The organism is Terriglobia bacterium, from assembly GCA_020072845.1.
GTDB lineage: Bacteria > Acidobacteriota > Terriglobia > Terriglobales > Acidobacteriaceae > JAIQGF01.
Map to the genome: position 1 here is coordinate 75,793 of JAIQGF010000014.1, position 12,656 is coordinate 88,448.

The following is a 12,656-nucleotide window of genomic DNA, read 5'->3' on the forward strand; positions in this document are numbered from 1 at the left end:
AGATCCTGAGCGCGCGCTCAGAATGACTTCCTTCATCCATTTCCTCTGTGTCCTCTGTGGCTAGCTTTTCTTTCCGCGATACAAGCCCGCGATCCCAAACGTGTACGGCGTCCAGGAAACGTCGGCGAATCCGGCGAGGCGCATGCGGTCCAGCATTTCTGCGGGCAAAGGAAAGCGCTCGACGGAGGCAGGCAGATAGGCGTAGGGGCCTTTGACGCCGGAGATGACGGTGCCGACGGCGGGCAGGACGCGCTTGAAGTACAGGCGATAGAAGCGGCCGATGAGGCCCGTGGGCTCGCCGAAATCGAGGATGCCGATTTCGCCGCCCGGGCGCAGGACGCGGAAGATTTCGCGCAGTCCGGCGTCGTAGTCGGCGAGATTGCGGAAGCCGAAGGCGGAGGTGACGAGATCGAAGCTGGCGTCGGATAGGGGAAGCCGGAGAGCGTCGGCCTCGAGCCAGCGGAGCGAAGTGCCGCTGGATTTCTGGACGGCGCGGACGAGCATGGCGTGAGAGAAGTCGGCGCCAAGGATTTCAGTTTGCTTGCCGGAGGCGCGGTGCAGGGCGAAGGCCATGTCGCCGGTGCCGCAGCAAAGGTCGAGAGCGCGGGCGCCGGGGCGTTGCAGGATGTGGCGAAAGCTGCGGGCCGCGCGGCGCCACCACAGGCGGTCAATGTTGAAAGAGAGCAGGTGGTTGAGCAGGTCGTAGCGGGGCGCGATGGAGGTGAACATGTCGCGCACCGCGGCGGCGGCCTGCCGGCGGTCCTGCGCGCCTTCGGGGGTGGCGCCGACGACGGGCTTGGGGGAATCCGCCATGGGTTTAGTTAACCACAGAGGACAGTCTTCAGTCGTCAGTCTTCAGTCGTCAGGAACATCCCCACCCTGTCTCGCCCCGGCGACTGCGTCAGCGCAAGCTCCATCGCGGCGAGACAAGGGTGGGGCAACCGAAAAAGCAGGTTCCTCGACTCGAAATGACGAGAAGATATTTTGCCCGAGACGCCGTGCCCTTCTCGAAAGGTCTAATTCGGACCAAGCCTAATTGCGAGGAGGTAAGGGTGCCTACGCCTGGGAGAGGTGGCGGAGTTCTTCGACCGCCTGGATGACGACGCGCTCGGGGACGTCGGAAACGACTTCGACCTTGCCGACCTCGAGGGGGAGGATGAAGTGGACGATGCCGTTCATGGTCTTCTTATCGTGCGCCAGGCGGCGGGCGATGCGCTTGCCGCGCGCCTCGACCTTGGGCAAAGCGGCATAGGCGAGCACGGAGGAGATGATGCGGCGCGCGGTTTCGGAGTCGGCCTTCTGCATGGCGGCGGAGATCATGGAAGCGGCGACCATGCCCCAGGCGACCGCTTCACCATGCAGGAAGCGCTTGTAACCGGTTTCGGCTTCCAGAGCGTGGCCGACGGTGTGGCCGAAATTGAGGATGCGGCGCAGGCCGGCTTCGCGCTCGTCGGCGGCAACCACGTCGGCCTTCACTTGCACACATTCGGCGATCAGCCACTCGAGCGCGGCGGGATCGCGCTGCAGGATGCGCTCGCGGTTCTGCTCCATGAAGTCGAAGATGTCGGGGCGGCGAATGATGCCGCATTTCAGGGCTTCGTAAAGGCCGGAGCGGTATTCCCGCGGGGCGACGGTGGAGAGCACGCCGGGATCAATGAGCACGGCGCGCGGTTGATGGAAGGTGCCGAGAAGATTCTTTCCCTCGGGGAGGTCCACCCCGGTTTTGCCGCCGATGGAGGCGTCCACCTGCGCCAGAAAGGTGGTGGGAATTTGCACCACGTCGATGCCGCGCATGTAAATGGATGCGACAAAGGCGGCAACGTCGCCGACAACGCCGCCACCGAGGGCGATGACGGCGGACTTGCGGTCGGCGCCGCGGCGTACCAGCTTGGTGGCGAGGTCGCGAACGGTTTCCAGGGTCTTGGCGCGCTCGCCGTCGGGCATTTCGATGACGGTGTGCGCGAGCTTAGCCTTGGCGAGGGAGGCGGTGAGCGTTTTGGCCCAGTGTTTCTTGACCGGCGGAACCGTGATGATGAAGTAGCGCGAGCGGTCGGGCAGAGCGGCACGGAGAAGCTCACCGGCGCGCTTCAGCAGGCCCGATTCGATGGTCGCCGTGTAGCGATGGGAGGGGAGTTGAACCTCGACTTGCCGCACGATGCCATGATAGCGCAGAGGTGAGGCGCGGGTCGCGGCAGTTGGGCAGGCGGTAGTCCCTAATCGGTAGTGATCGGTGGCGTCACTCGGCGGTAATACTGACTATCGCAGGGGCGAAGATGTAACATCATGCGGCCATGAAACCCGTACCCAGTGAGACCGATTTCATCGTGGTGGGAGCGGGGATTGCCGGGCTGCGCGCGGCCATCGATCTGGCGCCCGGCGGGCGTGTGCTGGTGCTGGCCAAGCGCGAGTTGAGCGAATCGGCAACCCAGTACGCGCAAGGCGGGATCGCGGCGGCGCTGAGCGATGAAGACGAGATCGGGCTGCACCTGCAGGACACGCTGAACGCGGGGGACGGGCTGTGCAACGAGGCGGCGGCGCGGGTGCTGGTGGAGGAAGGGCCGGAGCGGATCGAGGAGCTGATCGCCTGGGGCACGGAGTTCGACCGCAATGGGAGCAAGCTGGTATTCGCCCGCGAAGGAGCGCACAGCCGCAACCGCATCCTGCACGCACATGGGGATTCCACGGGGCGCGAAATCGGGCGCGCGCTGTGGCTGAAAACCAAGGCGCTGAAAAATGTCACGCTGCTGGAGTTCGAGTTCGCAACCGAGCTGTGCACCGAGGATGGACGCGTCACCGGGTTAAGCGTGATGAACGAGAAGGGTGCGCGCAAGCAGGTGCACGCGTCGGCGGTGCTGCTGGCCACTGGAGGGTTAGGCCAGGTCTATCGCGAGACGACCAATCCCGGCGTGGCGACCGGGGACGGCGTGGCCATGGCGTACCGGGCGGGGGCGGAGATCAGCGACATGGAGTTCGTGCAGTTCCATCCAACGGCGCTGTACGTGCCGGGAGCGCCGCGATTCCTGCTGTCGGAGGCGCTGCGCGGAGAGGGAGCTTACCTGCGCAACATGGAGCTGGCACGCTTCATGCCGAAGTACCACGACATGGCGGAATTGGCCCCACGGGACGTGGTGGCGCGGGCGATTGCGCACGAGATGGAACTGGTGAAGTCGCCGCACGCGGTGGTGTATCTCGACCTGACGCACCTGAATGCGAAAAAGCTGGAGAGCCGCTTCCCACGGATTTACAAGACCTGCCTGGATTACAACGTGGACATCACCACCGACCTGGTGCCGATTCGTCCGGCGGCGCACTACGCCATGGGCGGCGTGCGCACCGACCTGGACGGCAAAACCAACCTGCGCGGGCTGTTCGCGGCGGGCGAGGCGGCGTGCACCGGGGTGCACGGCGCCAACCGTCTGGCGAGCAATTCCCTGCTCGAAGGGCTGGTGTACGGCGCACGCGCGGCGAAGGCGATGCGGGAAGAGCGGCGCGGGCACCACTCCGCTGCGGAACACGTCGCGGGTGACGCGGGAGGCGCGGGCGGGACGGCTTCAGCCGCCGATGTGGTGCAACAGATCCAGGACCTGATGTGGCGCGAGGTGGGGATCGTGCGCAGCGGATCGCAGCTCCGGCATGCGATTCACGAATTGGAAAAGCTGCGGGGCGGATGGCCGCAGGAGATGCATCGGGCGGCGTGCGAAGCCGCGAATATCCATGAGGTTGCGCTTTTGATTGCGCGCTCGGCGCTGGCACGGGAGGAAAGCCGGGGAGCGCAGTATCGCACGGATTTTCCGCTGCACAACGATGTCAAGTTCAGGAAGCATTCGGTGGTCAAGGGCGACAGCATAAGATTTGAGTAAGTTTTCCCGCACAATTCAGCCGTCCCTACGGTGTCTGTGTCATAGCTCGATTTCGCGCGTTGCAGTGGTCCAAAAGCGAACCGAAACCAGCCGCGGAGCGGCGAAATTCGTTAGCCCAGCGCGGCAGCGCTGGGTAAAGTGGACCAAAAAGCGTGAGCGCCAGCGGCCGAAATTCGTTAGCCCAGCGCGGCAGCGCTGGGTAAAGTGGACCAAAAAGCGTGAGCGCCAGCGGCGCGGCACGGCGATGACGCAGACACCTACGGGACTTGACCGTAACTTGCTGATGCCTTCCCGGCACTGAAGTGCCGGGCTACTTTTACCCGTCGCTCACGCGACAGACTTCAATTCGCGAGGACATTCTCGTGCACTTATCGAGAGCTGTTTCCGTACTTCTGCTCCACCTTTGCTTCTGTGCGGCCTGCGCCCCAATGGCGATCGCTCAGCAGTCGGCGCCCGCCACGCAGCATCCAGCGCCAAAACCAGCAGAAACAGCGAATAGCATCCCCGCGTCGTACACGCCGGGGCTTGACGTGACGGCGATGGACAAAAGCGTGGACCCGTGCGTGGATTTTTATGCATACGCGTGCGGCGGGTGGCAGCAGAAGAACCCGATTCCGGCGGACCAGTCGTCGTGGAGCTTGACGGCAAAGCTGCAAGAGGAGAATCGCCAGGTATTGCGGCTGATTCTGGAAAAAGCAGCGGCGCCGGATCCGCACCGCGGGCCCATCCAGCAGAAGATCGGGGATTTCTACGCGTCGTGCATGGATGAGAAAGCGGTGAACGCGACCGGCGCCGGCGCGCTGCAGGTTGATCTCGATCGCATTGCGGCGGTGCGCACCAAGGGAGATCTGGCGGATTACCTGGCGCGCGCGCATCCGGAGGACATCGGTATTTATTTTGGGCAGGCGCCGCTGTTCCGGTTCGGCTCGACGCAGGACGCGAAGAATTCCGCGGAGGTGATTGCGGAGGTGGACCAGGGCGGGCTGGGGCTACCCGACCGGGATTACTACCTGAAAGATGATGCGAAGTCGCAGGAGCTTCGCGCGAAATACGTGGCGCACGTGCAAAAGATGCTCGAGCTTGCGGGGGAGACAGGGCCTGCGGCGGCGGCGGACGCGCAGGCGGTGATGCGAATTGAAACCGCGCTGGCGAAAGGTTCGATGACGCGAGTCGAGCGGCGCGATCCCAAGGCGACCTATCACCGCATGTCGCGGCAGGAACTGCAGGCGTTGAGCCCGGCATTCCCGTGGGACCGCTATTTCGGCGCCTACGGCTTGTCGGGCGTGAAGTCGCTGAACGTGGTGTCGCCAGATTTCGTCAAGGCCATGGACGCCGTGATCGCCAGCGAAGAGCCGGCGGCGTTGCAGGGATACTTGCGGTGGCACCTGGTGCACGCGCAGACGCGCTGGCTGGCGTCTCCGTTCGTGGAGGAGGACTTTAACTTCTACAGCCGGACACTGACAGGCGCGCGCGAGCTGCAGGCGCGGTGGAAGCGGTGCGTGCGCTTCACCGACCGCGCGCTGGGTGAGGCGCTGGGGCAGGCGTACGTGGAGGTCGCGTTCAGCGCGCAGGCCAAGCAGCGCACGCTGACGATGGTGCAGCAGATCGAACAGGCGATGGCGCGCGACATCCGGCAGTTGAGCTGGATGAGCGAGCCGACGAAACAGCAGGCGCTCACCAAGCTGCACACGGTGGTCAACAAGGTTGGATATCCGGACAAGTGGCGCGACTACGCGGCATTGAAGATCGCACGCGGCGACGCGCTGGGCAACGGCGAGCGGGCGAATGCGTTTGAGTTCATGCGGCAGTTGCGCAAGATCGGAAAGCCGGTGGACCGGACGGAGTGGTACATCACCACGCCGACGGTGAACGCGTACTACGATCCGCAGAACAACAGCATCAACTTCCCTGCCGGGATTTTGCAGCCGCCGCTGTTCGATCCCAAGATGGACGACGCGCCCAATTACGGCGACACCGGCGGCACCATCGGGCACGAGCTGACGCACGGCTTCGACGATCAGGGCCGGCAGTTCGATGCCGAAGGAAACCTGCGCGACTGGTGGCAGTCTCAGGATGCGAAGGAATTCGAGCGGCGGGCGCAGTGCGTGGCCGACCAGTACGCGCAGTACACGATCGTGGACGAGATCAAGATCAACAGCAAGCTGACGCTGGGCGAGGACGTGGCCGACATCGGCGGACTGATCCTGGCGTACATGGCGTGGCGCGAGGAAACACGCGGGCAGAAGCTGCCGCCGGTTGAGGCACTGACGCCGGAGCAGCGGTTCTTCATCGGCTATGGGCAGAGCTGGTGCAGCAACCAGCGTCCGGAGGTGATGCGCATGCGGGCGATGACCGATCCGCACTCGCCGCCGAAGCATCGCACCAACGGCGTGGTGCGCAACATGCCGGAGTTTCAGGAGGCGTTCCACTGCAAGACGGGCGCGCCCATGGCGCCGGCTGAGAAATGCAGGGTGTGGTAAAGCGGGCTTCAGGCTTCAGGCTTCAGGCTTCGGGCCTTAGGCTTCAGGCTTTGGGCGGTTCTCTTTAGGCGCGATGAGGAGCGAGGCGACAACCGAGGTCAGCAAGACCAGGCCGACCGTGATGAGCGCGTATTCGGTGGGGATGGGGTAATAGCTGGAGAGCAGCATTTTCATGCCGATGAAGATGAGGATGGCGGAGAGGCCGTAATGGAGAAAGTGGAAGGCTTCCATCATGCCGGCGAGCGCGAAATAGAGGGAGCGCAGGCCGAGGATGGCAAAGACGTTTGAGGTGTAGACGATGAACGGGTCGCGGGTGATGGCCAGCACGGCGGGAATGGAGTCGGCGGCGAAGAGAACGTCGGTGGTTTCGACCACGATGAGCACCAGCAGCAGGGGCGTTGCGAACAGGCCCGGTTGGCGGACGGTGAAGCGCCCGCCGACGTAGTCGGGCGTGACCGGCACCCAGCGCCGGAACATTCTCAGGACGGGGTTATGTTCGGGGTGGATTTCTTGCTCCTGCTCGCGAAACAGGCGCGCGCCGGTGTAGATGAGGAAGGCGCCGAAGACGTAGATGATCCAGTGAAAGCGGCGAATGAGCGTGACCCCGGCGAGGATGAAGGCGCCGCGCATGATGAGCGCGCCCAGGATTCCCCAGAACAAGACTTTGTGCTGGTAATGCGAGGGCACGCGGAAATAACGGAAGATCAGAAGAAAGACAAAGAGATTGTCGACGCTGAGCGATTCCTCGACCAGGTAGCCGGTGACGAATTCCAGCGCCGTGGCGCGCCCGCGCCAATAAAAGACGAGGACCGCGAACGCCGCCGCCATCGCCACCCACATGATGCTGAAGCCGAGCGCCTCGCGAAAACGGATGGCGTGCGGCTTGCGGTGGAAGACCGCCAGGTCCAGCACCAGCATCAGCACTACGAAAGTATTAAACGCGATCCAGAAGGTGAGATGGTTCACGGTCGTCGGTCGACGGTCGATGGTCGATGGCGGTGCTGCCATCGTAATCCGGTGACCGGCGACAATTTGGCATTAAAAATGAAATCGCGCGAAAGAGCCAGCCCTCAAGGTTGACGGGCGGAAAGACCGGTTCGGGCCATCCTGTTGACGCAAGGAGCAACACGCCGCGTAGCGCGATTCACCACCGAGGCGCCGAGTTCACCGAGATACACCGAGGAATCTACTTCAAGGAACACGAACAGAAATTCTCGGTGGGTCTCGGTGTCCTCTGTGTCTCGGTGGTGACCCTCTCAGTTCGGGTTCAGCAGGCTGATCGTCTGCAGCACTAGACTTCCCACAATTTCCAGGCTCTGCGGGCTCAGTTTGTCCAGCGTGTCCTGGGGCGTGTGCCAGTAAGAATTGTTGGGACCGTAGTTCAGATCTATGAGGTCAGCCACGGGGACGCCGGCGCGGGCGAACGGCAGGTGGTCGTCTTCGATCTGGTTTGGGCGGCCAAAAAAGTGCGGTGCATAGCCGAGTTCGGTCGCGGCCTTGTAGATCACGTCTTGCAGCCACGGAGTTGAATTGGCATCGCGCTCGACGTTGAGGTCGGCGTCGCCGATCATATCGAGCAGCAGGAAGGCCTGGATCTTCTTGAGCGTGCCGTCGTTCGCCCACTTCGTGGCCAGATGCCTGCTGCCGTAGGTGGAATCCGTGGGCGACCACTGCCGGATGGCCTCCTCGCCGTCAAACCAGACCAGCCAGACACTGTAGCCGTCAAGTTGCTTGCCGCGGAGTTGGCGGGCGAGTTCCAGCAGCAGGCCGGTGGAAGAGCCGCCATCGTTGGCGCCGACGAAATCTTTGCGTCCGTAGAGGGTGTCGTAGTGGCCGGTGACGACGATCAGTCCGTCCTTTTTGCCCGGGAACTTGGCGATGAAGTTGGTCATGCGGAGGCTGCCGGCGGGGGTGGAGGCGGTGAAGGTGTCTTCCTGGAGGTTGTCGCCGCTGAGTTCCTTGCGCAAATACGCCTCGGTTTGGGCGTGGCCGGGGCTGCCGACATAGCGCGGGCCGAAGGCGACGACCTCGCGCGTATATTGCAGCGCGCGCTGTCCGTCAGCATGCGGTAGCGAAGCGCCGGCGGGCACCGAAGCGGGTTTGGGCGCGGGTTCGGCGGGGGAGGCGCTGACGGAGCTGTCTCGATTGCAGGCCGAGAAGACGAGCATAATCAGGAGCGCGAACGCGATGGTGCTCAGGCGCGGGTGCCAATTGATCATGCGATGTACCGCGCATCAGCATATCAGGTCGCGCACGGGCTCCAGTGCCGGGTGAATTCCTTCACCATGGCGCCGCGCAAAATCCAGTAAAATCAACCTTTCCTATGGCGACCCTGGTATCCCAGGCAGCACCGGCCATGAGCTGGCAGGCGGCTGCCCGCATGATCGATCACACGCTGCTGAAGCCGGAAGCCTCGCGCGAGCAGATCGAAAAGCTTTGCCGCGAGGCGGCGCGCTTCGACTTCGCCTCGGTGTGCGTGAACGCGTACTGGATCCCGGTTTGCGCCGCCATCCTGCGGCCCACGCCGGTGAAGGTGTGCACCGTCGTGGGGTTCCCACTGGGAGCAACGCTGACCAGCGCGAAGCGCTTCGAGACGGTGGAAGCGCTGCGGCTGGGGGCCGATGAAATTGACATGGTGATGAACGTGGGCGCGATGAAGTCGGGCGACCACGCGCGGGTGGAGAACGACATCCGCGCCCTTGCCGAGGTCACGCACGATGCCGGCGGGCTGCTGAAGGTCATCTTTGAGAATGTGCTGCTGACGCGAGAAGAGAAAATCGCCGCCAGCGAGCTGAGCCTGGCCGCGGGAGCGGATTTCGTGAAGACCTCCACCGGGTTCTCGTCGGGCGGCGCGACGGTGGAGGATGTTGCGCTGATGCGCGCGACGGTGGGCAATCTGGCGGGAGTGAAGGCGGCGGGCGGGATCCGCACGGCCGATCAGATGATGGCCATGGTGGCGGCCGGCGCGGATAGGATCGGGGCGAGCGCCTCGGTGGCGATTTGCCGGAAATTGGGGGCGCCGTACTAAACCAGTCGTCAGTCGCCAGTCGCCGGTCGCCGGTCGTCAGAAAGAATCAAATCGGTTGAGGGTCTTCCCGTTCAACTCCGACTCCGCACTAGTCGCTGAACCGCCGCTGCTGAAGCTGGGACCCGCCTGATATCATCCAATCCTAACGGCCCAGACCATGACTACGATGCCTCGAACCATGACCACAACCGCGACCCAGACCGTGCCCGTGCAGGTTGACTCGCTGCTGCTGGAAGTGGCCGACGTGGTGAACACCACGCTCGACCTCAACACCATCCTGCGGCGGGTTGCGGAACTGGTGCGCCGGGTCATTGAGTACGAGCATTTCGCCATCATGCTGCTGAACGAGAAAACGCAGGAGATGCGCATCCGGTTTTCGATCGGGCATCCGCCGGAGGCGATTGAGCGCTGCCGGATCAAGGTGGGCGAAGGCGTGACTGGGCTGGCCGCGCAGCGCCGCGAGCCGGTGCTGGTCAACGACGTTCTGAAGGCACCGCACTACATCGAGACGCTGCCCCAGGTGCGCTCCGAGCTGGCGGTGCCGCTGATTATCAAGAACCGCGTCATTGGAGTCATTGACATCGAAGCGCCGCAGCCGGGGTATTTTACCGAAGATCACAAGCGGCTTCTCTCGCTGGTCGCGTCGCGCATTGCCATCGGAATCGAAAATGCGCGGCTGTACACGCGCACCTCGCGGCAGGCGAAGACGCTGGCGGTGCTGAATGAAATCAGCCGGGACCTGACGTCGATTCTCAACCTCGACCAGTTGCTGCAGCGCGTCGGCGAGGCGGTAACGCGGCTGATTGACTACCAGATGTTCAGCGTGCTGCTGGTGGACCCGGCGCGCGCAATCCTGGAGCACCGGTTCTCGCTGCGCTTCAACGAGTCGGTGCAGATCAAGCACGACATCCCCCTCGGCAAGGGCCTGGTCGGTTACTCCGCGCAGCACAAAGAGCCGGTGCTGGTGGGCGACGTCGGCAAGGACCCGCGCTATATCAACGCCAACCCGGAGACGCGCTCGGAGCTGTGCGTGCCGCTGATCTACAAGGACAAGGTGATTGGGGTGCTCGACATCGAGCACACGCGGCGCGGCTATTTTACCGAAGACCACGTGCGCACCATGACGACGCTGGCGGCGCAGGTGGCGATCGCGATCGAGAATGCGCGGCTCTACGAGCACGTGGCGCGGCAGGAACGCCGGCTGCAGAAGGACCTGGCACTGGCGCACGAACTCCAGTTCCGGTTGCTGCCGCAATGCTGCCCGGTGATTGGGAATGCGGAGCTGGCGGCGAAGTTCGTACCCGCGCGCGAGATCGGCGGCGACCTGTACGACTTCCTGCCATACGAGCGGCGCGCGCAGGGCCGTAAGCGCGGCGAGGAGCGCAATCCGAATCTTGGCATCGCGATTGGCGACGTGAGCGGCAAGGGCGCTCCCGCCGCGTTATATGCCGCGCTGGCCAGCGGGTTTCTGCGGTCGCACGCCAGTTCGCGGCCGGGCGCAGCCGAGATGCTGTCGCTGCTGAACCAGTCGCTGTCCGCACGCCGTATCGACGGACAATACATCTCGGTGGCGTATGCGCTGTGGGACGATCATTGCCGACAGCTGCGCGTGGCCAACTCCGGGCTGCCGCGGCCCTTGTACTGCCATAACGGCCGCGTCGAGCGAGTGGAGAGCGTGGGCCTGCCGCTCGGCTTGTTCGACGACCCCCAGTACGACGAGGTGACTTACCGGGCGAATCCCGGCGATGTGTTCGTCTTCTTCAGCGACGGCGTGCTCGACGCGCAGAACCGGGAGGGCGACATGTTCGGGGGCACGCGGCTGGTGAAGGTGATCGAGGCCAACTGCGAGCGCAGTGCCGACGACATCGTGACCGCAATCTTCGCGGCCGTGGGCGAATTTACGGCGGGCGAGAGCCCGTACGACGACCAGACCGTGGTCGTGCTCAAGGTCCTGCGGCAGTCCGGCAAAAAGAAATGAGCAAGAGCGCCGTGCCCGAGGGGCGACCGCCCGCATTCGTGTATCGCCGGGACGTGCTGCACTGCGAGCGCGCGCCGCTGCCCGAGCTGGCGCAGAAGCACGGCACGCCGCTGTACGTTTATTCGGCGACGACCATCCGCGACCGCTACCGCACCTTCGACCGCGCGTTCCGCGGGTTTCCGCACACCGTCTGCTATTCCGTCAAGGCGAATTCCAACCTGGCGCTGCTGAAAATGCTGGCCGGCCTGGGCTGCGGCTTCGACGTGGTCTCAGGCGGCGAGTTGCGGCGCGTGCTGCGCGCCGCCAGAACAGCGGCCAGGCGCGTGGTGTTCTCGGGGGTGGGCATGACGGCGGAGGAGATGGATGCCGCGCTGCGCGCCGGCATCCTGATGTTCAACGTGGAAAGCGAAAGCGAGATGGCGGCGTTGGCGCAACGTTGTGCGCGCCTGAAGAAGACGGCGCGGCTGGCTTTTCGAGTCAATCCCGACGTTCCCGCGGAAACGCACCCCTACATCGCCACCGGGCTGCATCAACACAAATTCGGAGTGCCGATTGATGCCGCGCGGCGCCTGTACGAGCGGGCCGCGCAGGAAAAATGGCTGGAGGTGGCGGGCGTCAGCGTGCATATCGGGTCGCAGATCACCAGCGTGGAACCGTTCGGGATGGCGATGGAGCGCGTGGCCGAACTGGTGCGCGCGCTGAAGAGCGACGGACATCGCATCCGCTACGTGGATGCCGGCGGCGGACTGGGCATCCGCTACGACGCGCAGGAATTGCCGGAATTTGCCGAGCATGCGCGGGACTTTGCCCGGGCCGTGACACGTCCGCTGCGCCGGTCAGGAGTGCATCTGCTGCTGGAGCCGGGGCGCGCGATCGTGGGTCCGGCGGGCGCGCTGCTGGTGCGCGTGCTCTACCGCAAATCGAACAACGGAAAGTCGTTCGTCGTGGTGGATGCCGCGATGAATGACTTGATCCGCCCCGCCCTGTATGGCGCTCACCACGAGATTGTTCCGGTGGAACGCACGCGAGTGCAAGAGCGCGACATTGTGGACGTGGTCGGGCCGATCTGCGAGACCGGCGATTTCTTCGCCCGCGACCGCGCCCTGCCGCCGGTAGAGGAAGGCGGGCTGCTGGCGATCCTCGACACCGGGGCGTACGGGATGTCCATCTCTTCCAACTACAACACGCGGCCGCGCGCGGCAGAGGTGCTGGTGGAGGGAAAGAAGGCGCGCGTGATCCGGAAGCGGGAAACGGTTGTGGAGTTGTTGAGGAATGAGAGGCTTTAGGCTTTAGATTTTAGGTTTTAGGAA

Annotated in this window: 9 protein-coding genes; 5 read left to right on the top strand and 4 right to left on the bottom strand. The window is 64.1% G+C overall.

All coding sequences use genetic code 11. The features are described 5' to 3' along the window. Window positions 1–60 precede the first annotated feature (60 nt). Window positions 61–813 carry a bifunctional demethylmenaquinone methyltransferase/2-methoxy-6-polyprenyl-1,4-benzoquinol methylase UbiE gene (gene ubiE, locus LAN70_14910; GenBank protein ID MBZ5512442.1) on the bottom strand — a complete coding sequence of 251 codons (753 nt, stop codon included), beginning with the start codon at window positions 811–813 and terminating at the stop codon, window positions 61–63. A 243-nt stretch (window positions 814–1,056) separates the two neighbouring features. Next, on the bottom strand, window positions 1,057–2,154 hold the full coding sequence (gene aroB, locus LAN70_14915) for a 3-dehydroquinate synthase (GenBank protein ID MBZ5512443.1): 1,098 nt from the start codon (window positions 2,152–2,154) through the stop codon (window positions 1,057–1,059). 137 nt (window positions 2,155–2,291) lie between these two features. On the opposite strand from aroB, the gene nadB reads away from it, so the two are divergent. Both nadB and LAN70_14925 read left to right on the top strand, forming a co-directional pair. Further along, window positions 2,292–3,860 carry an L-aspartate oxidase gene (gene nadB / locus LAN70_14920; protein MBZ5512444.1) on the top strand — a complete coding sequence of 523 codons (1,569 nt, stop codon included), beginning with the start codon at window positions 2,292–2,294 and terminating at the stop codon, window positions 3,858–3,860. A 428-nt stretch (window positions 3,861–4,288) separates the two neighbouring features. Further along, entirely contained in the window at window positions 4,289–6,340 is a 2,052-nt protein-coding gene (locus LAN70_14925; protein MBZ5512445.1) for a M13 family metallopeptidase, read from the top strand. A 36-nt stretch (window positions 6,341–6,376) separates the two neighbouring features. On the opposite strand, the gene LAN70_14930 is transcribed toward LAN70_14925, so the two are convergent. After that, window positions 6,377–7,348, bottom strand: a complete 972-nt coding sequence (locus tag LAN70_14930; protein ID MBZ5512446.1) for a TerC family protein — start codon at window positions 7,346–7,348, stop codon at window positions 6,377–6,379. A 248-nt stretch (window positions 7,349–7,596) separates the two neighbouring features. Further along, window positions 7,597–8,508, bottom strand: a complete 912-nt coding sequence (locus LAN70_14935) for a M28 family peptidase (protein ID MBZ5512447.1) — start codon at window positions 8,506–8,508, stop codon at window positions 7,597–7,599. Between the two features lie 188 nt (window positions 8,509–8,696). On the opposite strand from LAN70_14935, the gene deoC reads away from it, so the two are divergent. From deoC to lysA, 3 genes are all read left to right on the top strand, one after another. Further along, window positions 8,697–9,368, top strand: a complete 672-nt coding sequence (gene deoC / locus LAN70_14940) for a deoxyribose-phosphate aldolase (GenBank protein ID MBZ5512448.1) — start codon at window positions 8,697–8,699, stop codon at window positions 9,366–9,368. Between the two features lie 178 nt (window positions 9,369–9,546). Then, window positions 9,547–11,346: a GAF domain-containing protein gene (locus tag LAN70_14945; protein ID MBZ5512449.1), complete on the top strand. Its 1,800-nt coding sequence runs from the start codon at window positions 9,547–9,549 to the stop codon at window positions 11,344–11,346. After that, on the top strand, window positions 11,343–12,632 hold the full coding sequence (gene lysA, locus LAN70_14950; protein MBZ5512450.1) for a diaminopimelate decarboxylase: 1,290 nt from the start codon (window positions 11,343–11,345) through the stop codon (window positions 12,630–12,632). Before LAN70_14945 ends, lysA begins: the two co-directional genes overlap by 4 nt. Window positions 12,633–12,656 lie beyond the last annotated feature (24 nt).

Bases quoted from the DNA above. Each gene is read 5' to 3' on its own strand.
- ubiE (MBZ5512442.1), bottom strand. From the start codon at position 813: ATGGCGGATTCCCCCAAGCCCGTCGTCGGCGCCACCCCCGAAGGCGCG.
- LAN70_14935 (MBZ5512447.1), bottom strand. From the start codon at position 8,508: ATGCTCGTCTTCTCGGCCTGCAATCGAGACAGCTCCGTCAGCGCCTCC.
- lysA (MBZ5512450.1), top strand. From the start codon at position 11,343: ATGAGCAAGAGCGCCGTGCCCGAGGGGCGACCGCCCGCATTCGTGTAT.
- LAN70_14930 (MBZ5512446.1), bottom strand. From the start codon at position 7,348: ATGGCAGCACCGCCATCGACCATCGACCGTCGACCGACGACCGTGAAC.
- LAN70_14925 (MBZ5512445.1), top strand. From the start codon at position 4,289: ATGGCGATCGCTCAGCAGTCGGCGCCCGCCACGCAGCATCCAGCGCCA.
- LAN70_14945 (MBZ5512449.1), top strand. From the start codon at position 9,547: ATGACCACAACCGCGACCCAGACCGTGCCCGTGCAGGTTGACTCGCTG.
- deoC (MBZ5512448.1), top strand. From the start codon at position 8,697: ATGAGCTGGCAGGCGGCTGCCCGCATGATCGATCACACGCTGCTGAAG.
- nadB (MBZ5512444.1), top strand. From the start codon at position 2,292: ATGAAACCCGTACCCAGTGAGACCGATTTCATCGTGGTGGGAGCGGGG.